Source organism: Paraburkholderia caffeinilytica (assembly GCF_046030355.1).
In the GTDB taxonomy this organism is placed as follows: domain Bacteria; phylum Pseudomonadota; class Gammaproteobacteria; order Burkholderiales; family Burkholderiaceae; genus Paraburkholderia; species Paraburkholderia caffeinilytica_B.
The window spans coordinates 152,042-177,850 of record NZ_JAQQCQ010000001.1 but is presented as its reverse complement, the minus strand read 5'-3'; the positions used below and the strand labels follow the sequence as shown (position 1 = coordinate 177,850).

General features: G+C 56.3%; 18 protein-coding genes and 3 pseudogenes. 17 read left to right on the top strand and 4 right to left on the bottom strand.

The genetic code is table 11. The annotated features are described in order from the left end of the window. The first annotated feature begins 57 nt into the window (after nucleotides 1-57). From dnaN to PQQ95_RS00745, 3 genes are all read left to right on the top strand, one after another. Nucleotides 58-1,161: a DNA polymerase III subunit beta gene (gene dnaN, locus PQQ95_RS00755; protein ID WP_408433714.1), complete on the top strand. Its 1,104-nt coding sequence runs from the start codon at nucleotides 58-60 to the stop codon at nucleotides 1,159-1,161. Between the two features lie 114 nt (nucleotides 1,162-1,275). Further along, entirely contained in the window at nucleotides 1,276-3,747 is a 2,472-nt protein-coding gene (gene gyrB / locus PQQ95_RS00750; protein ID WP_408433712.1) for a DNA topoisomerase (ATP-hydrolyzing) subunit B, read from the top strand. Between the two features lie 796 nt (nucleotides 3,748-4,543). Beyond that, entirely contained in the window at nucleotides 4,544-4,858 is a 315-nt protein-coding gene (locus PQQ95_RS00745; RefSeq protein WP_408433710.1) for a hypothetical protein, read from the top strand. A 50-nt stretch (nucleotides 4,859-4,908) separates the two neighbouring features. On the opposite strand, the gene PQQ95_RS00740 is transcribed toward PQQ95_RS00745, so the two are convergent. The 4 genes from PQQ95_RS00740 to hsdR all read right to left on the bottom strand — a co-directional run bounded on the left by PQQ95_RS00740 (nucleotide 4,909) and on the right by hsdR (nucleotide 12,683). Next, a complete protein-coding gene (locus PQQ95_RS00740) occupies nucleotides 4,909-6,681 on the bottom strand; it encodes a hypothetical protein (RefSeq protein ID WP_408433707.1) in 1,773 nt (590 codons plus the stop codon). Between the two features lie 426 nt (nucleotides 6,682-7,107). Next, nucleotides 7,108-8,853, bottom strand: a complete 1,746-nt coding sequence (locus PQQ95_RS00735; RefSeq protein WP_408433704.1) for a restriction endonuclease subunit S — start codon at nucleotides 8,851-8,853, stop codon at nucleotides 7,108-7,110. After that, nucleotides 8,850-10,319, bottom strand: coding sequence for a type I restriction-modification system subunit M (locus tag PQQ95_RS00730; RefSeq protein WP_408433702.1), 1,470 nt, complete (start codon nucleotides 10,317-10,319; stop codon nucleotides 8,850-8,852). The genes PQQ95_RS00735 and PQQ95_RS00730 overlap by 4 nt, the downstream gene beginning before the upstream one ends. Nucleotides 10,320-10,337: 18 nt before the next feature. Further along, nucleotides 10,338-12,683 carry an EcoAI/FtnUII family type I restriction enzme subunit R gene (gene hsdR, locus PQQ95_RS00725; RefSeq protein ID WP_408433699.1) on the bottom strand — a complete coding sequence of 782 codons (2,346 nt, stop codon included), beginning with the start codon at nucleotides 12,681-12,683 and terminating at the stop codon, nucleotides 10,338-10,340. A gap of 388 nt (nucleotides 12,684-13,071) precedes the next feature. Between hsdR and PQQ95_RS00720 the strand changes: the two genes are divergently transcribed. The 14 genes and pseudogenes from PQQ95_RS00720 (at nucleotide 13,072) to PQQ95_RS00655 (ending at nucleotide 25,759) form a co-directional block, all read left to right on the top strand. Continuing rightward, entirely contained in the window at nucleotides 13,072-13,518 is a 447-nt protein-coding gene (locus PQQ95_RS00720) for a helix-turn-helix domain-containing protein (RefSeq protein ID WP_408433696.1), read from the top strand. A 299-nt stretch (nucleotides 13,519-13,817) separates the two neighbouring features. Then, the gene (locus PQQ95_RS00715) at nucleotides 13,818-14,516 is read left to right on the top strand and encodes a TnsA endonuclease N-terminal domain-containing protein (RefSeq protein ID WP_408433694.1); all 699 of its coding nucleotides are present in this window, start codon (nucleotides 13,818-13,820) and stop codon (nucleotides 14,514-14,516) included. Then, on the top strand, nucleotides 14,497-16,524 hold the full coding sequence (locus PQQ95_RS00710) for a TnsB C-terminal domain-containing protein (protein ID WP_408433691.1): 2,028 nt from the start codon (nucleotides 14,497-14,499) through the stop codon (nucleotides 16,522-16,524). Before PQQ95_RS00715 ends, PQQ95_RS00710 begins: the two co-directional genes overlap by 20 nt. A 49-nt stretch (nucleotides 16,525-16,573) precedes the next feature. Beyond that, complete coding sequence (locus PQQ95_RS00705; protein ID WP_408433688.1) at nucleotides 16,574-17,590, top strand: TniB family NTP-binding protein; 1,017 nt, start codon at nucleotides 16,574-16,576, stop codon at nucleotides 17,588-17,590. A gap of 22 nt (nucleotides 17,591-17,612) precedes the next feature. Beyond that, nucleotides 17,613-17,966 (top strand): annotated as a pseudogene (locus PQQ95_RS00700) (TniQ family protein); the annotation flags it as partial. 48 nt (nucleotides 17,967-18,014) lie between these two features. Next, complete coding sequence (locus PQQ95_RS00695) at nucleotides 18,015-19,049, top strand: hypothetical protein (RefSeq protein WP_408434557.1); 1,035 nt, start codon at nucleotides 18,015-18,017, stop codon at nucleotides 19,047-19,049. 2 nt (nucleotides 19,050-19,051) lie between these two features. Beyond that, nucleotides 19,052-19,408 (top strand): annotated as a pseudogene (locus PQQ95_RS00690) (TniQ family protein); the annotation flags it as partial. Nucleotides 19,409-19,564: 156 nt separating this feature from the next. Further along, nucleotides 19,565-20,401, top strand: coding sequence for a helix-turn-helix domain-containing protein (locus PQQ95_RS00685; RefSeq protein ID WP_408434554.1), 837 nt, complete (start codon nucleotides 19,565-19,567; stop codon nucleotides 20,399-20,401). Nucleotides 20,402-20,428: 27 nt separating this feature from the next. Beyond that, nucleotides 20,429-20,926: a 3'-5' exonuclease family protein gene (locus PQQ95_RS00680; RefSeq protein WP_408433685.1), complete on the top strand. Its 498-nt coding sequence runs from the start codon at nucleotides 20,429-20,431 to the stop codon at nucleotides 20,924-20,926. A gap of 621 nt (nucleotides 20,927-21,547) precedes the next feature. Further along, nucleotides 21,548-22,642 (top strand): hypothetical protein, encoded by a 1,095-nt coding sequence (locus PQQ95_RS00675; RefSeq protein ID WP_408433684.1) that lies wholly within the window; start codon nucleotides 21,548-21,550, stop codon nucleotides 22,640-22,642. Nucleotides 22,643-22,661: 19 nt separating this feature from the next. Then, the gene (locus tag PQQ95_RS00670; protein WP_408433682.1) at nucleotides 22,662-23,213 is read left to right on the top strand and encodes a MarR family transcriptional regulator; all 552 of its coding nucleotides are present in this window, start codon (nucleotides 22,662-22,664) and stop codon (nucleotides 23,211-23,213) included. 191 nt (nucleotides 23,214-23,404) lie between these two features. Further along, nucleotides 23,405-24,154, top strand: a complete 750-nt coding sequence (locus PQQ95_RS00665) for a multiubiquitin domain-containing protein (RefSeq protein WP_408433679.1) — start codon at nucleotides 23,405-23,407, stop codon at nucleotides 24,152-24,154. Beyond that, nucleotides 24,129-25,301, top strand: a pseudogene (locus PQQ95_RS00660) (ThiF family adenylyltransferase). The gene PQQ95_RS00665 and the pseudogene PQQ95_RS00660 overlap by 26 nt, the downstream one beginning before the upstream one ends. Continuing rightward, nucleotides 25,298-25,759 (top strand): ubiquitination-like system serine protease family protein, encoded by a 462-nt coding sequence (locus PQQ95_RS00655; RefSeq protein ID WP_408433677.1) that lies wholly within the window; start codon nucleotides 25,298-25,300, stop codon nucleotides 25,757-25,759. The pseudogene PQQ95_RS00660 and the gene PQQ95_RS00655 overlap by 4 nt, the downstream one beginning before the upstream one ends. Nucleotides 25,760-25,809 lie beyond the last annotated feature (50 nt).

Sequence of the window (25,809 nt, the reverse complement as noted above, 5' to 3'; positions counted from 1 at the left end):
CGCGCTGTAAGGCTGGCAAGTCAGGCGCGCAGGCCGTTATATCAACGAAGGAACTCTATGCAACTGGTCAAGACCGAACGCGATAACCTCCTCAGGCCGCTGCAAACCGTGAGCGGCATCGTCGAACGCCGCCATACGTTGCCGATCCTCGCCAATTTGCTGATTACCAAGAACGGCCCTGACGTGTCGTTCCTGTCGACCGACCTCGAGTTGCAGATCACCACGCGTGCCGATTTTGGCGTGGGCGGCGATTCGGTCGCGACCACGGTGGCAGCAAGAAAGCTCCTCGACATTCTGCGCGCCATGCCCGACGGGCAGGTCACGCTCACGCTGAACGACAAGCGTTTGACCGTGCAATCCGGCAAGAGCCGCTTTGCGCTGCAAACCTTGGCGGCCGACGAGTTCCCGACCGTTGCTCAGGCTAAAGACTACGGCGCGAACCTGGTGGTTCCCCAGAAAACGTTCCGCCAGTTGCTCGGCATGGTCCATTTTTCGATGGCCCAGCAGGACATCCGTTACTACCTGAACGGCATGCTGCTGGTGGTGGACGGCGACCAGCTGATGGCAGTCGCAACCGACGGCCACCGCCTCGCGTTCTCGTCGATGAAGATCGAAGGCTCGTTCGCGCGCCAGGAAGTGATCATTCCGCGCAAGACGATTCTGGAACTGCAGCGTCTCCTGGAAGACATCGACGACACGCTGAAGATCGACATCGCCGCGACGCAGGTGAAGTTCACGTTCGGCCAGGTCGAACTGGTGTCGAAGCTGGTGGAAGGCAAATTCCCCGACTTCCAGCGCGTGATTCCGAAGTCGCACAAGAATCAGTTTGTGATCGGCCGTGAAGAACTGCAGCGCTCGCTGCAACGCGCCGCGATTCTGACGTCGGACAAATTCAAGGGCGTGCGCTGCATTATCGAGCCGGGCCAGTTGAAGATCATGTCGACCAACGCCGATCAGGAAGAGGCGCAGGAAGAACTGGAAATCGCGTACGACGGCGACAGCGTCGATATCGGGTTCAACGTCACGTATCTGCTCGACGTGCTCGCGAACCTGAAGGTCGACATGTTGCAAGTGAGCCTTGGCGACGCCAGCTCCAGCGCGTTGATCACGATTCCCGAGAACGACGAATTCAAATACGTCGTGATGCCGATGCGCATCTAACGCGTCCAAAACCAAAGAACACACCAAGGGGCGCAGCGCCCCTTTGGCGTTTTTATGGTGTTTTGAAAAGTCCCGAGCAGCAACCTGGCAGCAACGCAGAACCGGAAAAAATCCATGACTGAAACGAACAATTCGCAACCCGATAACAGCTACGGCGCCTCCTCGATTCAGATCCTCGAAGGTCTGGAGGCGGTACGCAAGCGGCCGGGAATGTACATCGGGGATACGTCAGACGGGACCGGTTTGCATCACCTCGTATTCGAAGTGCTGGACAACTCCATCGACGAAGCGTTGGCGGGGCATTGCAACGATATCCAGGTGATCATTCACGCGGACAACTCGATCTCGATCACCGACAACGGCCGCGGTGTGCCGACCGGCCTGAAGATGGACGACAAGCACGATCCGAAGCGCAGCGCCGCTGAAATCGTGATGACCGAACTGCACGCCGGCGGCAAGTTCGACCAGAACAGCTACAAGGTGTCCGGCGGCCTGCACGGCGTGGGCGTCTCGTGCGTGAACGCGCTCTCCGCGTGGCTGCGCCTGACCATTCGCCGCGACGGCAAGAAGCACTTCATGGAATTCCACCGTGGCGTGCCGCAGAACCGCGTGATCGAAGAAATCGACGGCGTGGCTGTCTCGCCGATTCAGTTGATCGGCGAAACCGAAAACCGCGGCACCGAAGTGCACTTCCTGGCGGACGAGACGATTTTCGGCAGTGTCGAATATCACTACGACATTCTGGCCAAGCGGATTCGCGAACTGTCGTTCCTGAATAACGGCGTGCGAATCAAGCTGACCGACCAGCGCACGGGCAAGGAAGAAGATTTCGCGTTCGTGGGCGGCGTGAAGGGTTTTGTTGAGTACATCAACAAGAACAAGGCCGTGCTGCACCCGAACATTTTCCACGTGAGCGGCGAGAAAGACGGCGTGGGCGTGGAAGTGGCGATGCAGTGGAACGACAGCTACAACGAAAACGTGCTGTGCTTCACGAACAACATTCCGCAGCGCGACGGCGGCACCCACCTGACCGGGTTGCGTGCGGCAATGACGCGCGTGCTGAACAAGTACATCACCGATCACGAAGTTGCGAAGAAAGCGAAGGTCGAGACGGCCGGCGACGACATGCGCGAAGGGCTCTCGTGCGTGCTGTCGGTGAAGGTGCCGGAGCCGAAGTTCAGCGCGCAGACCAAGGATAAGCTGGTGTCGTCGGAAGTGCGCGCGCCGGTGGAGGATGTGGTCGCGAAGGCGCTTGAGGAATTCCTGCTGGAAACGCCGAACGACGCGAAGATCATTTGCGGCAAGATTGTCGATGCTGCGCGTGCGCGGGATGCGGCTCGGAAGGCGCGTGAAATGACGCGGCGGAAGGGTGTGCTGGATGGGGTTGGGTTGCCTGGGAAGCTGGCGGATTGTCAGGAGAAGGATCCGGCGAAGTCGGAAATTTATATCGTCGAGGGTGACTCGGCAGGTGGGTCGGCGAAGCAGGGACGGGATCGGAAGTTTCAGGCGATTTTGCCGCTGCGCGGCAAGGTGCTCAATGTGGAGAAGGCAAGGTATGACAAGCTGCTTTCTTCGGAGCAGATTGTGACTTTGATCACTGCCTTGGGTTGCGGCATCGGCAAGGAAGACTACAACCTCGACAAGCTGCGTTATCACCGCATCATCATCATGACCGATGCTGACGTGGACGGCGCGCACATCCGCACGCTGCTGCTGACGTTCTTCTATCGTCAGATGCCGGACATGATCGAGCGTGGGTATATCTATATCGCGCAGCCGCCGCTGTTCAAGATCAAGGCGGGTAAGGATGAGCGGTATTTGAAGGATGAGGCTGAGGTTAATGCTCACATTCTGAAGCTGGCGTTGCAGGGGTCGGAGCTGTTGGCTTCTGAAGGGGCTACGCCTATCACCGGCGATGCGCTTGGGGAGTTGGCTCGGGCTTATTTGTTGGCTCAAGCTGTTGTGAACCGTCTGAGCCGGTTGTATGACGCTGGGGCGCTTGAGGCTGTGATGGATGGGGTTGCGATTGACCTTTCCTCCGAGGAAGCGGCTGCGGTTTCGGCTGCGGCGCTTGAGGCTAAGTTGCGGGATGATGCGTTGAAGCCTGAGGTTAAGGTCACGACGATGTATGACCCGGTGCGCGAACTGCGCTCGCTGCGCGTTGCCCGGACTCATCACGGGAATCAGAAGATTTCTGTGTTGGATCAGGATTTTCAGCTCACTGCTGATTACCAGCAGCTGATCAATACCGCTAATACGTTTAAGGGGTTGATTGGTGTTGGGGCGGTGATCAAGCGTGGTGAGCGGAGTATGGCTGTTACCGACTTCAAGAGCGCTATGAAGTGGTTGCTGGCTGATGCTGAACGTAATATTTCCAAGCAGCGATACAAAGGCCTGGGCGAGATGAATCCTGGGCAGCTTTGGGAGACGACGATGGATCCGACGGTGCGTCGTTTGCTTCGTGTGCAGATTGAGGACGCTATCGCGGCTGATGGCATCTTTACGACGCTCATGGGGGATGATGTGGAGCCGCGGCGGGCTTTCATTGAGTCGAATGCGTTGCGGGCAGGGAATATTGATGTTTGATAGCCGCAAGTGCAGGGAAACGGAATTCGCGAGACTGCAGCACAGTTCGTGAGACTAGAAAAACCGAAATGGTGAGACTGGCAGGATAACGCCCGGGTCAGTGCTCTTCGTGGTTGCTGTTGCGACTTGCGATCGAACGCTTGTTTCTCCGGCAATCAACCCAAAGGGTTAGCTTCGGCTGACCCTTTGTCATCTCAGCGGCGACGAGCATCGCCGGTTGAAGTGCGCAATATTTGCGCCGTGTAAGGCCGGAAGAGTTCCGCGCTGCATTGGGCTTCGCGATCTACCCTGCTTGGCTGAAACGCCGGCGGTTCAAAGTGCCCTGGCCGCGCTGATTTTTGCCCGGATTCGGGAGGTCGCAGACACCGACCGATTTATCCCGCACTTCTCAGTTCGGTGCGAGTGAGGGCGGTCCCGCCCAGGCGGTAGTCTCTGGGAGACAGGACGTGCGGAGGAGGCTCGCCGACGTGACGTCGGTTCGCGGCCAAGTTTGTGGTCTCGAACCCGTAAGTGCGTAGCGATCATCTCAGCTGGCCGCCCATATCTGCCCCGAGACTCGCCTCGTCCGTACAGGCTAAGACGATTGTTGACGACGAGTTACTCCCCAAACTGGACTGCGACCAAAATCACGATCTGGCTGCACGCTACCTCGAAATTCTCGGAAGCATTTTCCGCCAGACTGCCGGTAGTTGTTGCGATCACTGAGCCAGCCGGATCACACCCTGATTTACAGAAATAGTCCGCCGACTTATCATCTTCCTGAGCCACCCAGCGAACGAAATTCAAAGGCTTAACTGTGACCTACTCTATCATCCGCGTTGAACTACACCGGGACGAGCGGCGCACACCGCATGAGCTGTCAGCTCAGTGCTACCAGACGCTCCATGAACTAATGGCGAACGCCGGCTACAGACGCTCGTACTCGACAACTACAGGGAAGACGTTCGAGTTACCGCCGGCGGAGTACATCAAATATGGGGATGATCCGGCAGATCAACTGAAGAATGCCGTGGCCGCCATAGCCAAACGGGTAATGGATCACGAGAAGCTGTTTTCGATCATCGTCACCAAGGCGACAGACTTTGCATCGCATAATCTAAAGCTGCTGTAATCCTAGCCGACGCGGGAGTCTCGCCCGCATCGTTCAAGCAAGTACTTCCGTCACCCACGCGAGCGCTGCGCAACATCAACGCCGGGCGCTCTATCTTTGTCCGCATCGATTAATCGTGGTAACTCGTCTTTATAAGGCATTACTGGTTGATATAGGTCATGGTACGCTGATCCAATCGCGCCCTCGAATAGTTGTAATTCTGGCTTCATGGAGCCGGAACCGAGCACATGAGTAATTGCGATACCAGGGTATGGGTCAATATAGAAAATCTTACGAATGCCGAGCTGATATGCCTTTTTGGCGCATAGCTCGCATGGGCTAGCGGTAGTGAATAGATATCCGCCTGCAATAGACTGGCCCCCGTATTTTGCAATCTGCAGGAATGCGTTTTCTTCGGCATGCAAAGAGCGGGTATGGACCTGGTTGTTACCGTCGGGCGAAATTGCGTTGTAGGCCGTTTTGAAACAATAGCTTAAATTACGCCCTTTGAAACTGTCTTTGCTAGGATTCCAGTTGTAAGTGAGAACTACAGACTCTCGAAACTTTGCATTCGACCGCTCAAAATCGCTGTAAGCGGGCCGGTCGTAGTTTCCTTGCATAAGATGACCAACATTGCGCAACACACAGGGCACTTGCCCTTGCGGTACGTCGTTCCATCCGATTGACTTGACAGAAAAATGTTCGTCGGTCACCACCGCACCCACCTGCCGGGATATGCAACCGGAATTCGCACGCGCAGTAATTGCAGCCTGCATGCATCTCTCGATCGCAGTAGGGGTGATGAGACCCGGATGTTGCATGAGCGCGACATACCGAACTAGCTGCCGGGTCAGATCAACGTGTGGACCGTTATTACCATTGGCATTAGATATGTAAATGTCGGCTAGCTCAAGGCATGCCTGAATGTTCTGCTTTACCAACTGCGAGTAGTCTGTCGCTTTCCCGATTTTGTTCGGATATTCAATGTCGCTGAGCTGTTTAACCTGCTCGTCTGTCATTTGCAATGAATGCAGACGGCGCTCCCTTTCCTCGTCCGTCGTGCTGACCGCGACGGTGTAGAAAGACGAGATACGTTCGCGCAAGTATCGGATTTCGTACGGATGACGAAGAGCATCGATCACTATGTACTGTTGCGCTATGTCTTCCATTTTGAAGTAGACCCGCAAAACATCTATCACCAATACGATAGTCGCTGGGATGGTAAAAATCTTATCTGGGTCGATATCGTCTTTTGTTGGTGAGCCGGAACGGCGCACATTGTTTCCCAAAAGTTGAAATAGCTGCGTGTATGCAGTACGACTCGAAAGTAATGGCTTTAGTGCGTCTAGCGCGGTAACGATACCAGTTGTCAGTGTCTTCGCCGCGTGCGCGGCAGCGTGTCTGCGCGGGCCATGAATATCATTGGCCACATCGAAAGCATTCTTTACATCGTTCTCGTACGGCGTCAAAAGTCCCTGAATTGGAGCTAGGTCAGCGCCAGTGTCGACTCGCTGTATCACGTCCAGTAGGTTGGAAAGGCCGTCCTTCAGCGCGAGGGCGAGGATGACCGCAGTAGCGCTTATGGTCACGAACGGACGCCAGTGAGTCTCCGCCCACAAGCGAACAATCCTGAGCTTCCTGTCTTCGTGAGATCGCGGTGGGTTCTGGACGGTTGGCAGGGCTAGCGAGGCGAAAGATGGAGTTGCTAAAATTTTTGCGGCTGTCGTGCAGCCACTCCCCGTGCGGCCCGTGAGACCAATCACAAGAAAGTTTTTGCGGTGCTCGAAAACCTTGTCAATGCCGCTCGCGATCAACGCGTAATCGTTACCGCTGGTCTCGCCCATACTGCTCTCCTGAATGTAAATTCTTATTGTTGCAGCATCATATTATCGCTAACTCAGATCAGCGCGAAAGCAGTGGTCTTTGAGGGAGGTAGCTGTGGTTTGCGAAGCATGACACACTGAATAACCGATTTCACACTTTCTCAGTAACAGTCGCAAATGAACACCCGCGGCTCGACTGCAAATTAGAGATCGCGCCTTGAGTACGCCCGTCGCAGCAGTTTGGTCGCCAATAAGAGCCGGCACGACGCTGAGATGGACTGGGACGCGTTTTCCACCAAGTTTTTGGATAAGACGGTAGTTATTGAGATCCTGTATTATCAATAGCTGATGGACCCCTTTGGAGCGACCAGGCCGCGGCCGGCGGCCCGATGCCAACCGGCCCGCCACCTGCCGCGACGCGGCCGTCCTTTCGACGCTGGCCATTCCTCAGGCGGCCGCTGCTAGGTCATCCGTGCATGTCGCCGACGAAGCGGTGGGCGCAGCCTGCCCAATAACGACTTCGGCGAGACGCGCCAGGCATGTTTGGCGTGCAGTCAGGCGTTCGCGCAACGCGGCGCATAGAAGACGTAATTTGCCAACACGGGCGACTATTCGGACTTGTTCAGCAACCGGAGGTAAGGGGATGCAATATCTGGATAGTTCTTGCCCGGCGAAGTGCTTGATGGTCGCGCCCGTAAAGTACTGTTCAAGCCGAGAGGAATTGGCGTCACTTTCTAAACATAGAGTCAAATACTCCGGAGATACCCCACCCAGCGCACGGACTCGATGGAGTGCTTTCTGGAAGTACATATCGGAAGACTCTTCGCGCCAGATCGCACAACGCCCCGGCTCCCCGCCTTCGCAGATCATGAGATCTCCAGCGCGGAGGCGATACTCGTCCAGCTCGTAATCCTCCAACTGAATGGTCTTGATATCGTCAAGTTCAAAACGGTTCCATTGGACATTGGTGTTTCTGAGATAGGGGTATGGCGCACCAGTGTTTTTTGCTTTATCCAGCATTTTCCCGAGGCGGCTTTCCGCGATTTGCGGTGTCCTTGCCCAGGTCCATCCGGCTGGCACCTCAAATGGTCTTTCATAGTCCGCAATCGGCTCAGTCGGTTTGTCGCGCTTGATTTTTCCATCCGCAATCAAGCGATCCTTCTCCAAACGAATCTTTCGAAGCAGCTCACTGGCCGGTTCATCATTTGCATCCTGCGGGACCAACAGACCACGCACGGCGAGCTGCAGGATCGTCTGCTCGAGTGCGTCGATCGCTTCCGGGCGGTCGAGCAGCAGATCGAAATGCGCGGCGACGCGGGCCCAGTTTTCACCGAGCGCGTGCGGCGACTCGCTGGCCGCCAGCGCATCGAACAGTGTCGCGGTCAGCCGCGCGTGCTGCTCGGCCTCCAACCGGCCACGATTTTCCAGCTCATCGCACAGGTGCATCAGTTCGTCGACCTTGGCGACAATACGATGCTGTTCGGTCAGGGGCGGCAAAGGGATGACAAGCGAGCCGACGTGTCCTTGATTTACCGTCTTTTGACCGGCGGTTGTGACGAACAAGCTTGAGATTGCGTTTCTTACGAGTCCAGAGTCACTTATGGTAGCGAGATATGACGGCGAGATCCACGAACCGTTCACTCGTATGCGGATGAAGTGGTCGCAATATATTGCGTCCAGCTGACTGTCGTTCAGAATAAGCCGTCCGACAAGATCAGCACTGCCATTCACGCGGATAGCAAGAATGTCGCCCGTGGCAAGGTTGTACTTGTCAATGTCGCGAGCAGCGATCGCAATTTCACGCGTGTCATTCAGGTAAATTCGGCCATTTTTAATGTCTGCCAGCCGCAATACCGTTGTTGGGACGCCATCCTTATCTCCTCGGCTGGATGCCCCGTTTTGGAATTCGGGCAAGAGGTTGCTGAGGCGTATCCACTCCCAGGTATCCGGTAAGTCGTACGGCTTTTCTTGATCGGTGATCTCCTGAAGCGACATTTCACGCTTGATTTTCCCTTGGCTGATCAGCCGGTCTCTCTCCCGGTGGATTTGACGAAGAAGCTCGTTTGCAGCTTCTTCGTTGGGGTTTTGCGGTACTAATTTTCCCCTCACGGCTAAGTTCAAGATCAATTCGCGCAGGCGTGTGACTCCATCCGGCGCCGTAGCCAGCAGTTCAAAGCCATCCCTGAGGTTCATTGCTGGCCCTCCAGCGCAGCCGCCAAGATTCCCTTGAGCCGGTCGCGCAACGCCTGCGCCTGGGCTGCCAACTGCTGGTACTGGATCAACAGTTCGTCCGGGTCATGGCTAACTTCATCGTCCTTGTGCGGGTTCTTCTGGTCGAGGTTGTAGCCGTTCGCCTTCAGCGTCGCGATGTCTACCTTCCACGCAAACTCTGTCTCGACGCGACTGGCAAACCCATCTGCGTTGCTGCCCCACCATGCCTTCTCTCCTTCGAACTCCTCGATCCGGACCGGCTTGGTTTTCGAATAGCTCTTGTATCCGGCCGGGTACGGGTGCTCGTAGTACCAGACCTCGCGCGTGGGTGTGCCCTTTGTGAAGAACAGCAGGTTGGTCCTGATACCGGTGTACGGTGCAAAGACGCCGTTCGGCAATCGCACGATCGTGTGCAGGTTGCACTCGGTCAGCAGCCTTTCCTTGATACGAGCCTTCACTCCGTCACCGAACAGCGTGCCGTCCGGTAACACGACTGCCGCGCGGCCGTTGTGCTTCAGCAGTTCGACGATCAGCACCAAGAACAGGTCGGCGGTTTCACGCGTGCGCACATCGGCCGGAAAATTCCCTTCGATGCCAGGTTCTTCGGTGCCGCCGAATGGCGGATTGGTCAGGATCACGTCGACCATGTCGCGCGTGCCATAGTCAGCGAGCGGCCGGGCCAGGGTGTTGTCGTGACGGATCAACGACGGTACCTCGATGCCGTGCAGCATCATGTTCGTGACGCACAGCAGGTGCGGCAGCTGCTTCTTTTCGACACCGTTAATCGCGTTCTGCACCACGATGTCGTCCTCGACGCTTCTGCGCTGCGCTTTCAGGTGCTCGAGCGAGCACGCCAGAAAACCGCCGGTGCCGCACGCCGGATCCAGGATGCGCTCGCCGAGCCGCGGGTTAACTTGGTCAACCATGAACTGCGTCACCGCCCGCGGTGTGTAAAACTCCCCAGCGTTGCCGGCGCTCTGCAGGTCCTTGAGGATCCGCTCATACAGGTCGTTGAACAGGTGACGGTCCGCGCGATTGTTGAAGTCGATCTCGTTGATCCGGTTGATCACCTGGCGCAGCAAATGGCCGGACTTCATGTAGTTGTAGGCGTCGCTAAACACTTCGCGCGCCACGAAACCGCGCGCATTACGCTTCGGGTCCGCATTGAGTGCCTTGAACGATGGAAACAGATCGGTGTTCACAAACGTCAGCAGTTCATCGCCGGTGATGCCCTCCGGATCCGCCGCCCAGTTGCGCCAGCGCAGCCGCTCGGGCAGTGGAGACCTGTAGGCGTCGCGCATCAGTTCGAGCTCGGTTTCTTGGTCGTCGAAAATCTTCAGGAACAGCAACCAGGTCAGCTGCGAGATCCGCTGCGCGTCGCCGTCGACGCCTGCGTCCTGGCGCATGACGTCCTGCACGGACTTGATAAAGGTGGAGCTGATTGTCATAGGTGAGCCGGTAAAACCTTATTGATAGAGCGAGCGTTCAAGCTCGCGGATCGCGGCCTGATATTGGGCCCGGCCGCCAAATGCCTGAACCAACTCGACGGGCGACCCGAGCTGGTCGAGCGGCGCGAGCCGCAGTACTTCTGGGCGTTCAATGTTCTCAATGCCGTCGTCGGCATATTTCTCGAGCAGCGCCTGCAACACCTGCCGCGCGGTGTCGCCGTACTTGCCGAAATAGTCGCGCTTCCTGACGTTCTCGGCGCGCTCCCGCCGGGTCAGCGGCTTCTGGCCAAACGCGATATGGCAAACCAAGTCGAACGGGTCGAGGTCCTTGCCGGCCTCTTTCGCCAGTTCATCGAACAGGATGCCCTGTTCCTCGAGCTCGGCGACGATCGCCTGCTTCCTGTCGGCATCGTTCCAGGCCTGCAGGAACGCGTCGAGCGACACGAAGCGCTTGCCGATCTGGATCCGAGTGAAGTCGCGCAGCGACTCGGTGATCAGTCTGCCGTCGGGGCCCAGATACTGGACCCGTTCATTGACGACATACACGGGCACTTCGTCAATGACGTATCTGGTTCGACCTGTGCCGGGCCCGTCAGGCCCAATTGGCATGCCGCCAACCTCTCCGTCCAGACCGCCAGCGGGATCGCCCACCGGATCGTTATCCTCTTCCGGCGGAACGACGGGTTCGTCAGGCTCGGGTTCGAACACCACGACCGGATCGCCGTCAAAAGCCGGGTCGGCAAACAGTTCGGTCGCCTTCTTGAAGTCCAGAATCGTGAACCACAGCTTGCCGTACTCCTCGTCGATCCGCGTGCCGCGGCCGATGATCTGCTTGAACTCGGTCATCGACCTGATCGTACGATCGAGTACAACGAGCTTGCAGGTCTTCGCATCGATGCCGGTCGTCATCAGGCGCGACGTGGTGGCAATCACCGGATAGTCTTTGCGGGGATTGATGAAGTTGTCGAGCTCGAGCTTGCCTTCCAGGTTGTCGCCGGTGATCTGCATTACGTACTTCGGATTGGCGCCCGCCAGGTCGGGGTTCGCGTTGATCAGCGCCTGGCGCATCCGGGCCGCGTGGTCGATGTCCTCGCAGAACACAATGGTCTTCGCCATCCGGTCAGTTGCGTGCAGGAATTCGGTGACGCGTTTCGCGACCGCTTCGTCACGGCGCGTCAGCACTAGCGACCGGTTCATGTCGGACTGGTTGTAGATCCGGTCTTCGACCAGCTGCCCCAGCCTGTCGACCATCCCGGCCTTGGGCCGCCAGCCCAGATCCTTGTCGAGATCGACCCGAATCACCTTGTACGGCGCCAGAAAGCCGTCCTCGATGCCTTGCCGTAACGAATACGTATAGACCGGTTCACCGAAGTAGGTGATGTTCGACACCTCGGCGGTTTCCTTTGGCGTCGCGGTCAGCCCAAGATGGGTTGCCGAACTGAAATAGTCGAGAATCTCGCGCCAGGCCGAATCCTCGGCCGCACTGCCGCGATGGCATTCGTCGATCACGACGAGGTCGAAAAAGTCGCGGCTGAACTGGCGGTAAATGTTCTGTGTTTCTTCCGTGCCAGTCACCGCCTGATACAGCGACAGATAGATCTCGTAGGACTTGTCGACTTCGCGATTCTCGATCTTGGTCATTGCACCGGCGAACGGTTTGAAGTCGTTGGTCTTGGTCTGGTCCACCAGGATGTTGCGGTCGGCGAGGAACAAGATGCGCTTTGCCGCTCGCGCCTTCCACAACCGCCAGATGATCTGGAACGCTGTATAGGTCTTGCCGGTGCCTGTTGCCATCACCAGCAGGATCCGCGACCGCCCCTTCGTGACCGCTTCGATCGCGCGGTTCACCGCGTTCAGCTGATAATAGCGCGTCGGCTTGCCGGGGTAGTAGTCCTGCGCGTAGACTGGCTCCGCCTCCGGCCCGATGCCCTTCCACGCGAGGTAGCGCTGCCACAGCTCAACTGGCGACGGAAACTGGTCCATCGCGATCTCGCGCTCGAGCACGCCGTCATGCAGGGTCTTGTCGTGCCAGATGAAGCCGTCCCCGTTGCTCGAAAAAGCGAATGGGACGTCGAGCATGTCGGCATAGGCAAGCGCCTGCTGGATGCCGTCGCGTACCGTGTGGTTGTTGTCCTTCGCTTCTACGATCGCGAGCGGGATGCCGGGCTTGAAGTACAGCACGTAGTCCGCGCGCCGGATAGTCTTTTCATCTCGCTTCGCCTTATTGCCTCGAACCACCACCCGGCCACTAGTTAGCGCTGCTTCTTCGAGTAACTGATTGTGCAGATCCCATCCGGCCGCGATGAGCGCTGGGGTGATGAACTTGCTGCAGATGTCTCGCTCAGACAGCGATTTCTTTTCCATTGTCGATCATCCCGATTCACTCAACGGCCTAGCCCTGTTGCGTGTTCTCCATTTCTGGGGCATATGGCTTGCTCGCCCTGAGCGCTGCCTTCAAACCTTTTTCGTCCGGTACAACGATACGGGCGACTGTGCCGGGGCCGCTTGGGGATTATAAATGGCCGAGGCGAAAAGCCTTGAAATGGCTTCAGATAAAGCAACGGTGCGATAGGCGTCTGTCGCCGAGCAGCGGCATCGGGAAATCCCCGTTCACTGAGCCTGACGCGTCGCCACGGACTTCCAACGTCGGAAATCGGGCAGCACTCGATAGTGAAATAAATAAATTACTCTTTATAATCAAACACTTGTGTATTGGCTGAATTTTTCCTTTGGTCTATGGTTGGTATGCCGTGTGTCCATCTATCGTCATTTCGCCATGTCAACGCCAATCGGAATTTACCTCCGAACCCTTCGATTGCGAGCTGGTCTGCGGCAGCAGGAGCTTGCCGAGAGGCTTGGATATGACGCATCGCATGTGTCGGGCGTAGAAGTGGGGCGCAAAAATCCGTCTCAAGAATTCTTGGAACGTTTCGCCGATTCGTTGCAGCTCGCGCCTGACGAGAAAGCAGGATTGGAGAGGGAGCTCTCGGATTCACCGACGAGCATTCAACTGATTCCGGATTTGCCCACCGACGAGTACCGCATGTACGCGGAGCTTAGCCGCAAGCTCGGAAGGCTGTCGCCAGGACAAATCGCAACCATTCGTACAGTTGCCGGGCTTGACGAGGAGATACGTTCGCGCCCGGTGTATCAGCCGTATCGCATAAAACGACGATCGAAAGAGGAGGCGCCAATGTAAAAAACGGGACAAGACCTTGCGGCTTGCCCCGTTGCGAGCTAGCGAACGACACTAACCCGGTTGACGCCTTTAGTATCGTCCGCACCCCCGCGACAGTCAAGCCGCTTTTCCTCGATTCATGGGAAAACACACGGGACAGAGATGCCCGTGTGGGGACACTATTTCGCCCTGATTCGGGCAACTTTGTCATCTGGGCAGCGAGCGGCGCTGCCTGGTGGCACAGCTCGTCCCTGCCGTGAATCGCCCCAGAAAACTGCTCGTCACGTGTGACGAGCGGCGGTTCAGTCGTAGGAGCAAACATGGACGTCACATATCCTGGCGGCGGCGCCAATCGCCGTAACACCCCGCCACCTCCAACTTCCAGACTCCCGGCGCGCAATCCTGTTACGCCGTCAGGCAGAGGGTTCCGTGCCAAATTTTTCTCGCCAAAGAACAACCGGCTTGTCCGCTGTGAGAGTCTTCTCGAATTTGACTGTCTGCACCTGTTCGAATTTGCTCGAGGTGTCGTCCGGTTCATCGAGCAGCCGAAGACTATCCGATATCGCCTTGGGACGCGTTCGCGAAGCTATACGCCGGACTTCGCAGTCGATTGGAGCGACGGTCGCCGTTGGCTCATAGAGGTGAAGCCGGCCGAGACACTTGCCGAGCCACAAAATCAGGAAAAATTCGATCGGCTTTCCGACATGTTCAAAGGTCAAGGTGAGAAATTCGTTATCCTCACTGACTTGAATATTCGAAAACCGATGAGATTGACTCAGGTCAAACGGCTGCTTCAAATCCGTTACGGGAAATGGCTCGATGGGACAACTCAGTCCGCTGTCCCGTCGAGTCTTGAGAATCGGACTATCGCTGAGGCACTCCGCATTGGTGCGTCGGGCCGTGCGATTGTGCATAAACTTGCATCGCGCGAGCTGGCGTGCTACCTGGACGCGGAGATCACAGCATCGACGCTGTTGTTGCCCTTTGAGGAGAGTCACGATGACGCGCTATTCGTTTAAGGTTGGGGAGTTCTTTTCGCTGCAGCAGGTGAACTATCTTATAGAACAGGTGATCGATGAAACCGTGCACGTTGTGGCTATCGGCGAAGGAAGTAAATCCGCATACAAGATTGACGAGCTGCTTTCACGCTTCGCGAACGGAGACCTGAGATTTCTGTCCCGTGAAGAACTCAGCACCGCAACGGCCGACCCCACTCCAGAGCGGTGTGTCGAGCGCAGTCTCTCCAATTTTCCGCAGCGCGTTCAGCGACAAGCAATAGCAAAGTGGAGGTATCTAGAGGCAATTTGCCCCGACGGACGGCTGGGATACCCGCGCCAGGTAGTGGCCGATCTCCTCCGCAAGGTCTGGACTGAGCTTGACCCAAAGTATCGTGGCGACCGTCCGCCGTCTCCGCCAAGCTTTTACCGATGGAGGGCGAGGTGGGTATGGTCGAATTTTGATATTCGCGCCCTCATAGACAAGTGGGAACTTCGGGGACGACGGCAAGCGATTCTGCCAGACAAGCTCTCTGAATTGATCGACGAGGGGATCGAAAAAGTCTATCTGACTCCGCAGCGGGAGTCGCTTCGTGAGGCGCTCGAGTGGGTCCAGCACGAAGTCGAAAAGGAGAACCGGCGTCGAGCGCCCGAGGATACGCTGCCCCGGGTTACTCGGCGCATGTTCAATCGCGCCCTTGCGCGGATCGATCGGTACGCGATTCTCCAAGCGCGGTATGGCGAAAGATACGCTAAGGACGCGACCCGCATATATGGAAAGGGGCCAGCGTGCACGCGACCGCTCGAGCGGGTGGAAGTTGACCACACCCCAGTCGATATTCTTGTGGTTGACTCCAGCACGGGACTTCAACTTGGCAGACCATGGATAACGGTAATGATCGATGCATATTCACGGATGATCGTCGGCATCCATGTATCTTTTCGCAAGCCAAGCGTACGGTCTGTACTGCGATGTCTGAAGCACGCGATCTTGCCGAAGTCATACGTCAAGGAGCGGTTCCCGAAAGTGACTGGGGACTGGGATGCCTACGGACTGATTGACCAACTCGTCTGCGACAACGGTCTCGAGTTTCACGCGCAGGATCTGGAAGCGGCGTGCGCCGAGCTCGGCACCCACGTGATCTATTGCCCGACCCGGGCACCGCAGATGAAAGGGCGCATTGAACGCTCTCTCAAGACGCTTAATTACGGATTGGTTCATCTGCAGCCAGGAACAACGTTCGCAACGTATGACAAGCGACACGCCTACGATTCTGAACGGACTGCGGTGCTAACGCTTGAAGCGCTACAAGAACTAGTTCACCGCTGGATCATTGACGTCTATTCCGTGAATTTTCATCGAGGAATTCAAACTACTCCAAAACAGAAATGGGACGAGGGCGTCGCAAAGTTCCCGAGACGGTTACCGCCTTCAACCGATGTTGTAAATGTCTATCTCGGAAACACTGCGAAACGCATTCTCAGCAAAAATGGTATCGAAGTGCATGCGCTGCAGTACGCGTCACCCGCGCTTCAGGATCTACGACGGCGACGCGGCGACATTGAAGTCACGGTGCGTACCGATCCCGACAATCTCGGCACTATTTTCGTTTTCGATGAAGAAGCTCGGCAGTACATCGAAGCGAAAAGCACGATGCCCGAATATGCCGAGGGAATTACTGCCGAGCAGCACAAGTGGATGCTCGCGAAGGCGCGAAAGGAGTACGAGGCGTCTCCACTTCGTCTTGCCCTACTTGCCGCCAAGTCCGCATTACGTGACGACACCGCTCGGCTTATCCAAGGGGGGACTCCGTCAAAAACAAAGTCGAAACCCGTGAAAGCGGCCAACGCCGACAGGGAGGCTTTAATGCAGCGAGAAGAGACGCGCCAGGCACAGTTACCACTTGAGCCGACCGACGAACCCGATCTGCCAGACAACGATCAAGGCGATGAACCGGATGTCCCCTTGTTTCCGATTAGGCGCGGAGCGAATTCGTCAAACTTTGTGAATCGAAAACCGACTGGAATCTAACAAACCTTTTCTTGGCAAGCCGCAGATGCGGCTTTCGTGGAGCGATATCATGAATAGTACAGTCTACAATGATTCGGATAACGAATTTAATGAAAGAAATGATGACACTAAAAGCCCGATCAAGGATCCAATCGACAAGAAGTATGAGTCAGTGGCCTCGGTGCGTGAGACGCTTATCGAACATCCGGCGTTTGCGTTGGGCATCAGCGCTGTCAGACGATGCCATCGAATGGGCCGCTTCGGACTTGAGGAGCCGGGATGCCTCCTGATTACGGGCGTATCCGGAAGTGGCAAGTCTACGCTGCGCAAGGAATACGCGAAACATTATCCGCGGCGCGAGACCGATGACGGAACGGTCATTCCCGTTCTGCATCTTGAGCTACCGGCGCAGCCGACGATAAAGAACGTTGCGGAACGGATCCTTATAGCCTTGGGCGATCCGCTGTTCGCCCGGGGGTCGGCAGAAACTATGACCGCTCGCATTGTGACGCTCTTCCGCAACTGCCGGGTAGAACTGGTTATCCTGGACGAGTTTCAGCACTTCATCGACAACTCGAGCGAGAAGATCGAAACGAAAGTCGCCGATTGGCTGAAGCACCTCGTGAACGTAACGAGAGTTCCGTTCGTGCTCATGGGTTTGCGCCGCTGCCGTCGTATCCTCCAGGGGAACGAGCAGCTACGCAGACGCTTCTCAAGGCAAATATCGCTGGAGCCGTTCGGTATCGCGGACAAAAGATCCAGGCGCATCTTCGATACTCTGTTGCGCACTATATTTGGCAGCTTGCCCGTTACATGCGTTCCGGAACTTACCAGCGACGGAGACCACATCGAGCACATCCACTACGCAACGTACGGTTTGATGGGCTACGTCATGACGCTAATTACCGCCTCGGTCGAGATAGTACTCGAGGAAGGCCGCCCCGCAATTGATCGTGATGTCCTCGGCAGGGCATTCTCCGAATCGATCTGGCCCGAGGGCCGTGGTCGTCTGAACCCGTTTCACGCTCGCTTTATCAATCGACCGCTAACGAACGCCGGGGAGCCGTTCTTTGGATACAAGAGCTAATGTTGCAACTGCCCGCTTTCTCGTGCGTCCAAGACCGGCATATGACGAGCACCCGACGAGCTTCCTGTTTCGACTGGGTGAGGCGAATGGTTACACGGGGCGGGCCGCCTTGCACACCTTCGTGAACACTGCAATGCGGAAAATGCGAACGCGAAGTGGTTTGCAGGACGTTGCGGATCGCACGGATGTAGATGTCCATGAACTGAACGAAATGCTAGACCGACCTCAAAGAATTCCGGGCAGCGCTGAAAGGCCTGGTCAGTTCGCCCGGCGCTGCTTCTTCAGGGACTGCTACATCGCTTTCTGCCCAGCTTGCGTCCGGGAGCGAGGTCTTTTCAGGTCAATCTGGAACTTTCGTGCGGTAGCCGCTTGCGAGGTACACGGTCTATGGCTCCTGGATCGATGTCCGCAGTGTTCCCACGTTGTGAACTGGAAACGCAATGGCGCAACTCTGTGCACCTGTGGACTCGAACTGGGACAGGCGGAGGCGCTGCAAGCATCAACTGACGTGGCATTCGTAACAAAGCTCATGGTGGGCGCGCTCCTAGGTACATCGGAAGGTGACATGCTGGCGCTTTCGCCTTTCTGTCCTGACCTTGTAAATATGAGTGCGTTGGAGTGGCTGGCATTATTCAGCTACTTTGCGACTACCTCACGAACGACGAGAAAGTTCCATCCGGACGGCAAAGATCAGTTGCAAGTCGAAAGGGATGCCGTTGTCATCGTTGCGCGAATTTTCCGTCAATGGCCCGCCAGGATAATTGAGGAGATCAGCACATGTTGGCGTCGGATAGACCTTCGGGCCAGCGGGTCCCCGATCATTTCCTTGCGGGAGCTGCGGTCGCGCGATCCCGTTCGACACGCGGATAGGTTGCGCGGCCCGATGGATCTGCCAAGATTTCTGCGCGATGCGATTGATAGTTATCTAAGCGCGCTCACAGTCCACTCCCAAGGCAATGGGTTGGCAGTTAATCCAGACTGGCTCGCGTTCGGTGCCGATGGGATTCCGGCCATTCAGGTTCAAGAATCGAACACCCTTTCCATCGCGAGCACAGGAACAACCCGTAAGTCAAAACCCCGCAGTCTGACGCGGGTGGTCGAGGAACTCAGACAGGCGAAAGTTGTGCTTCATGATCTCCGGTTTGTGGAGCAACTTTTTCGTGCGACTTCGCATCAGCGTCTTTTATTGGAACGTTGTGGATTTCTGCGGTCCACGTATGCAGGCAAGTTGATTCCCTCGAGCGAGGTTGACAAACTTAAATATTGGTTTAGGTGTACAGGCTCGCTGACGAAGCCCTCGTCTACACTTGTTCCCCTCAGCGCGTTCTCGATGAAGGGCGGAGTGACATTGCAGCGTGTCATTCTCGCCATCCAGTCTCGGACGATGCGGCTATTTCGCTCGTCGGACGACGATATAGGACTGGACACCTGTTTTGTTGCTGGCGATTTTCTAGGCTAACCATGACCAAGCTCTTAATACGCCCAGCGCCCATACTGAACGAGAGTGCTACCGGCTACCTGCTTCGGCTCATCGAAGGGAATGGTTTCGCGTCTATGCACGACCTCAATTTGCTGGCGTCGGGGGCAGCAGGGGGAAACGGATTGGTGCGCGTAAGTACCATGCTTGACGGAATGTCGATGACCAGGCTGCGTGGGGCTATCACACGGTTTCCGCATCTGAAGGCGGAGGATACCGGTGGGTGGGAACAGCAATTCTGGAATGGTCGACGGCCGAGATGTTGTGCTGCTTGCCTCGCCAGCGATCCATACTGGCGCGCCTCGTGGGAAATTACACTCGTGACTGCCTGTCCCATTCATCGGGCAGAACTGCTCGATTCATGCAGCACCTGTCATCAACCACTGTCGTGGAAAAGAAGTCACGTCGCGACTTGCGATTGTGGGGCGTCGCTTGCTGGCATGCCGATGGTGCCAGCGTCAGCCGGGTGCATCTTAATTAGCAGATACATCTCGTCGATGCTTGAGGCGGTATCCTCTGCCAGTCAAGTTTTCACTCTGTCGCCGCCATTCGACCATCTCAGCGCGCAGGATTTTCTCGCCCTATGTGTCTTTCTCGGCGGATACGCACGGAACAACTCAAAAAAGCCGACGAAAATAGCGGACCTTCATGAGATCGCGGTTGCCCGCACAATCAGTCAGGCGGCAGGAGATGCGCTTATTAACTGGCCGGCTGGATATCACCATCGGCTTGGTAGCCTATTGTCAAGGGGATGTAGCGAAGCGTACTCAACCCGCTTGACGAAGCGCTTTGGCTATTTCTACACGGCCTTGTACAAGCGCTTCGCACACAAGCAGTTTGATTTCCTGCGCAGCGAATTCGAATCGTATATCCGGGAAGAGTGGCCCGGACAACTGGCGGAAAGAAACCGCCGACTATCAAGATCGACGCGAGTCGAGCATAAATGGGTTCCACTTACCACCGCGGCAAGGCAGCTCTGCGTTAAACGCAGCGTTGTGTGTTCTTTCATTGAGCGGGGAATGCTCAGTGGTCAAATTCATGCGACTGTGACCGGCCGCATCTCGGGGACGGTCCGGCGAGATACACTCGACTTGCTCTGTGCGCAAAAGACGCGCTGGCTGACTTTAACTGAAACACGCGAGGCATTACAGCTATCGCGCAAAGGCGCATATGCTCTCCTCAAGTCCGGGAAGCTGCGGCCGATTAGTGGACCGACAGTTGACGGACGCACGGTCTGGAGGTTTGCACCCGCTGATGTGACTGCATGTGCTCAGCATCTGACGGCCCAGTCGGCAGACACGGACAATTGCCGGCCATTGATTCGACAGGATTAAACTGTCAGAGAACGCTGAGGTAGACTGATGTTGTTCTTCCTGGATACTGAATACACCGGACTTGGACAGGGTGTGCCGAAGCTGATCAGCCTTGGGATCGTCAGCGAGGATGGCAGACGCGAGTTCTACGTGGAGCTTGCAGATACGTGGCGGGACGACGACTGTTCGGGCTTCGTCAAACGGGAAGTTCTACCGCTGCTCCAAGGAAACGCGATTCCCGTTTTCGTCGCGCGCGAACGTTTAATCAATTGGTTTGCGGATGGTCCGCGTTCACTGCAGGCGGCATGCGATTCGATAACGGATTTCGATTTTCTGCTGCATTTGCTGGCGGATGCGCGCCCACGCAATCTGAAAATGACCTATTACGATCTTCGTCCATTGATCGATACGACGGTCTATCACCGGGCGGTGATGGCGCACTACGAGAGCGACCATCGCGAGCATCACGCCTTAGCTGACGCTCGAGCTTATCGAAAAGGTTGGCTTGCCTGGATGGATGCCCGGAAAATGGCACAAATGCGTTAGCGTCAGCATAGATGCTCTTGTATAAGACGTCGTTATGAGCACGATACCCCCTTGGGAACGCCGCATAGATATCGATACTGAATTTACGGATATCGCGGCACCGCGCTTGATAAGCATCGCAATGGTGTCCGAGGACGGACACGAGTTTTACGGCGAGCTTGGGGCGTTTGACGAGGAGAGTTGCAGCGCTTTTGTGCGAGCCCATGTATTGCCTCAGCTCAGGAAGTATCCGGAGCGGACAATGACGCTCGACTTCCTGGCCGAGGCAGCGCGAAACTGGATGTCGAAGTTTAGCGGCCTTAGACAACGGCCTGTCATCTGCTGCGACCATCCGATAACCCCCCCCTGCTTTTGTGGGAACTCGTTGGCGGAAAGCCTGCGGGTTGGAAAGAAAAGCTGATTAGCTTCAGAATCGATCTAGTTCGGAGAGAGCAATACTTCAGCGAGCACGGTGGACGACACCATGCGCTTCATGATGTGCGGGCCAACAGAGCCGCAGTTCTGTAGCGATATATAGCATGTGTCCCACGACAACCGTTGAGTACGTTGAAGGCAAAATTCGGTGTAAGCTCACGCTTCAGAAAATTTTCGCTTTGACTGTACGTCAACGATGGCATGGTTATGCATAACGAAATAGAAAAGCTGCTGCGTAAGGAGCCGGGGATAAAAGCTCGCGTGATTGCAAGCAGGATTGGCCAGGACCGGAGTGCCGTGAATGCGTTTTTGCATGAAAATCGCGAATATTTTGTAAAGGACGAAGCGCATTGCTGGTCCTTGGTAAAACCAACGGAGCTCCGTATTGTTCTTCCCTCCGCAAAATGGGTCACAGCGGAACTCTTCGAAAATGCGCTCGAGTCGGTCGAGTCGCCCCTCGTCGCTGCTTGCAACGGCGTGGTGTTTGTCCTTGCAAAGAACAGCAAACTCTTGCTGGAGGCAACCGCTCGTCTGCTCGCAATTTGCAATCAGCTCGTGTTCGATCGAAAGGCTGTTCAGATCGATTTCAGTGATTGCTACCCCACATTGGATTACTTCAACCGGATTGGCTTCTTTGACTTCCTAGACCCGACGGTTGCGGTGATCCCTTCTCGCCCAAAAGTATCGAAGGCTGGGCAGTACAGGGGGGCGAACGAAGGGGTCGTAGAAGTTGCAGCGATTGACCCGGTGGCACCCGACGAAGAAATCCCTGGGCGACTGCAAAAGAGCTTCATCAACTGCGCAGGGACCCAATATACGGTGGGCGCCTTTACGGTATTGTCTGAGCTGTTCGGCAATGTACGGGATCACTCGAAATCACCCATTCCGGGCTTTGCCGCGCTGCAGTTCTACCCCAAAAGCCGCAGACCGCACATTCAGGCGGTCATCTCGGACAGTGGACGGGGCATCCTTGGCACGCTCGCGCCGGTGCTGGAAACGGAATACCCGGAGCTCGCAAAAAGAATTAGTGCTTCGAGCGTCCATCCCGGTGTAGCGCTGGTTGAGGAAATTTTCCGGAATGGCGAAATCAGCAGCAATCGGGACGAAGCGCGCGGTCTCGGGCTCAAACGTTCAGGCGAAGTCGCTAACAAATTCAATGCCAACATTTCGGTGCGGCAGGAAACGTTCGAAGTGAAGGTGTTTTACGAAAATGGCGAGATCCGGTTCTCACATCGCCTGAACATGCCTCTGCTCAGGGGCACACACATCTGTTTCGACTTCCTGCTTGACGCCAAGGCCTGATTCTCATTAAATTACCGGCATGAACCAGACCTCCATGCGCATCAAGTTGCGCGATTTCACCGAGACGTCCCAACCCTTCGGGAACGTTCAGGGGAAACAATCTTACGCCAAGCTTTCGGATTTTGTCGGCCGTCACGCCGATGTTTCTGTATTCGGTATATCACTGAAAGGCATCGAGGCTACGGACGCGTCTTTTCCGCGGGAAAGCGTGATCTCTGTCGCGAAACAATACAGAGGGGAAAGGGGGTTTTTCCTCGAGGATCTCGATGATCGCGATCTGATCGACAACTGGAAGTACGCGGCCCAGGCAAAAGAGCAGCCGCTGGTCATCTGGCGCAACGAAGCGTTTGAAGTGATCGGACCGGAAATCAGTTCTTCCGGCAAAGACCTTCTGCACTACGTTTTGGCCAACCGCTCCGTTCTCGCCTCTCAGGTCGCAACTGACCTCGACCTGTCTGTGCAAAATGCCAGCACCCGCCTCAAGCGACTGGTGGCTGACGGCTATATCCTGCGTGCCGAAGATATCGCCAGCAGCGGCGGCATCGAATACAAGTACGTGGCGATCCGGTAATTCTGATTAAACTGCTTGCATGAAGCAGAATTGTGGTGATATGCTTCGTCCATGTCCTCCCGGGCTGCCCTACATTCTCGATTAAACAGAATCATTTAATCAGAATTTGATGGTGCCAGACGGGAGGGTTCCGAAACGTACTGCAGTCGGGCACTGAGTCTGACCAACCCGACAGGACATTGGACACATTTATGGAAACCACAGAAAACATCGAAGGCGTTGCGGGCGGCAATCGTGAAGGTCAAGGCCTGCACGCAGCTCGCGCATATCACATCCTCTTCGCGCAGGAGAGCCTCGACTTCCGTCCGATCGAGATCGACGATCCCGTGCCACTTGGCCGGCAGTTGTTGATTGCGGCGGGTCTGAGCGCCTCCGAAGACTACAGCCTCTTTGCCATTCTTGAGACCGGCGATTTCGAGGATGTTCGCCTCGATGAAACCTTTGATTTGCGGGGGCGCGGCGTCGAGCGGTTCGTCGCGTTTCTGACCGACCGCGATTTCAGGCTGACCGTCAATGACGCAAAGATCACCTGGGGCAAATCGACGATCACGGGTGTCGTTTTGTATGAGCTCGCCAAACCCCGCGAGGACGAAGCGGTTTTTCTGAGCGTTCGCGGCGGCGCAGACCGCGAGATCCACCCTGATGAAACGGTGGACCTTTCGCAGCCTGGAGTCGAACACTTCATCACAGCGCTCAAGCACAAACCGAAGATCGAGATTGTGGTCAATGGCCGCGAAGTCGAAGTCGCAGAGCCCCACGTGACATTCGAACAACTGGTTTCGATTGCCTATCCTGGTGAGCCGCCCACACCGGACATCAAGTATTCGATCACTTATCGAGGAGCGGCATCCAAACCGCACAGCGGCGAGTTGGCCACCGGTGGTTCTGTCGAGGTAAAAAACGGGAGCATTTTCAATGTCGGCCGCACTATTCAATCTTAATCAGGACCTCAAGCGGCTGCGCGAAGAGGGCTACTTCGTGCGGATCACGGGAGGTTGTCTTGTGATGCACGAAGTGCCGTATGTCAATCTGCGGCGTGAAGTGAAGACGGGCACGATCACCTCTACGCTCTGTCTGTCTGGTGACATCACGCAGAAGCCCGAGCCGCATACTGTCCATTTCAAAGGTGAGTATCCCTGTAATGCCGACGGAACACCGATCCGGGGGATTACGCCGAGCGGCGCAGTCCCTCCAGATCTAGGTACCTTTGGAGAGCATATGCTCTCCAGCAAGCCGGGCCCACAGGGCTACTAGGACTACTATCAAAAGATGTCCACCTACGCGACTATCATCTCCGGCGCGGCTGCGGTGATAAGCCCGGGTGCAACTCCGCGCCTGTTCCGGCAGCCGGATGTGGAGGATGAAAGCGTATTCAACTATCTCGAAACGGCGTCGGACCGCGCGGGAGTTGGAGCGCTGACAGCGCGGCTGGAAAGCGAACGAATCGCGATCGTTGGCGTCGGCGGCACTGGCTCGTATGTACTCGACCAGGTGGCAAAGACGCCAGTCCGCGAAATCCACGTGATAGATAGCGACGAATTCCTGCAACACAACGCATTTCGAGCACCTGGCGCGCCGTCGATTGATAACCTTCGCGACGTTCCGAAGAAGGTGGATTACTTCGCCAACATTTACGCACGGATGCATCGCGGCATCGTGCCGCACGCAGTTCAACTGGACGCGAGCAGCATTCACCTTCTGGACGGCGTCACCTTCGCTTTCCTATGTATGGACGCGGGCGAATCCAAGCGGCTTGCGGTACAGAAACTCGAAGCGCTTGGCGTGCCTTTCGTGGATGTTGGCATGGGCCTTGAGCTCGTCAATGGTTCACTGGGGGGCATTTTGCGCGTCACCGCTAGCACGCCGCATAAACGCGATCACGTCAGGACGCGCGTCGGGTTCGACGGAGGAAATGCCGAAAATATTTACGCCTCGAACATTCAGGTTGCCGACCTCAACATGCTGAACGCAGCGCTCGCCGTGATCAAGTGGAAAAAGATCAGGGGCTTTTATCGCGACCTGGAAAATGAGCACCACTGTTCATATACAACTGACGGCAACATGCTGTTGAATGGAGATCAGCAATGATCCAGCATTTGCAGCTCACACCTCGTTTCGTCAAGGGCGTTCCGCGGGAACTCGAGCCAGGGGTGCTCTATGTGTCAATGGAGTACGGCACTGTGGTTCACAGTTGCTGCTGCGGGTGTGGACAGGAAGTGGTTACGCCGCTGACTCCGACCGACTGGAAGCTCACTTTCGATGGCGAATCCATTTCGCTTCATCCATCCGTCGGAAATTGGAATCTCCCATGCCGGTCACATTACGTGATCAGAAACAATGGGGTCATTGAGGCGGGGTCGTGGGATCAAGCGAGAATCAAGGCAGAGCAGAGGCGGGACAAAGCAGCCAAGGCCGCCTTTTACGCGCAGCCTGCCGAACTGCCCAAACCTCGCGCGGCCATATCGACGGACACGGCTCCCGCTACGACTAAGCCTGGCCATGCCGACAAGGGCCTCTGGGCAAAATTGCGTCGATGGTTCTGTTAGTGATGTGACGGTGTTACCGCTGAGTGCCCGCTCAGGTTGGGCCAGTAGCC

Excerpts from the sequence above, each read along its gene's own strand:
- PQQ95_RS00680 (WP_408433685.1), top strand. The coding sequence starts at position 20,429 with ATGTTGTTCTTCCTGGATACTGAATACACCGGACTTGGACAGGGTGTG.
- hsdR (WP_408433699.1), bottom strand. The coding sequence starts at position 12,683 with ATGGAAAAGAAATCGCTGTCTGAGCGAGACATCTGCAGCAAGTTCATC.
- gyrB (WP_408433712.1), top strand. The coding sequence starts at position 1,276 with ATGACTGAAACGAACAATTCGCAACCCGATAACAGCTACGGCGCCTCC.
- PQQ95_RS00665 (WP_408433679.1), top strand. The coding sequence starts at position 23,405 with ATGGAAACCACAGAAAACATCGAAGGCGTTGCGGGCGGCAATCGTGAA.
- PQQ95_RS00735 (WP_408433704.1), bottom strand. The coding sequence starts at position 8,853 with ATGAACCTCAGGGATGGCTTTGAACTGCTGGCTACGGCGCCGGATGGA.
- PQQ95_RS00670 (WP_408433682.1), top strand. The coding sequence starts at position 22,662 with ATGAACCAGACCTCCATGCGCATCAAGTTGCGCGATTTCACCGAGACG.
- PQQ95_RS00710 (WP_408433691.1), top strand. The coding sequence starts at position 14,497 with ATGACGCGCTATTCGTTTAAGGTTGGGGAGTTCTTTTCGCTGCAGCAG.
- PQQ95_RS00705 (WP_408433688.1), top strand. The coding sequence starts at position 16,574 with ATGAATAGTACAGTCTACAATGATTCGGATAACGAATTTAATGAAAGA.
- dnaN (WP_408433714.1), top strand. The coding sequence starts at position 58 with ATGCAACTGGTCAAGACCGAACGCGATAACCTCCTCAGGCCGCTGCAA.
- PQQ95_RS00655 (WP_408433677.1), top strand. The coding sequence starts at position 25,298 with ATGATCCAGCATTTGCAGCTCACACCTCGTTTCGTCAAGGGCGTTCCG.
- PQQ95_RS00675 (WP_408433684.1), top strand. The coding sequence starts at position 21,548 with ATGCATAACGAAATAGAAAAGCTGCTGCGTAAGGAGCCGGGGATAAAA.
- PQQ95_RS00685 (WP_408434554.1), top strand. The coding sequence starts at position 19,565 with ATGCTTGAGGCGGTATCCTCTGCCAGTCAAGTTTTCACTCTGTCGCCG.
- PQQ95_RS00715 (WP_408433694.1), top strand. The coding sequence starts at position 13,818 with ATGGACGTCACATATCCTGGCGGCGGCGCCAATCGCCGTAACACCCCG.
- PQQ95_RS00730 (WP_408433702.1), bottom strand. The coding sequence starts at position 10,319 with ATGACAATCAGCTCCACCTTTATCAAGTCCGTGCAGGACGTCATGCGC.
- PQQ95_RS00740 (WP_408433707.1), bottom strand. The coding sequence starts at position 6,681 with ATGGGCGAGACCAGCGGTAACGATTACGCGTTGATCGCGAGCGGCATT.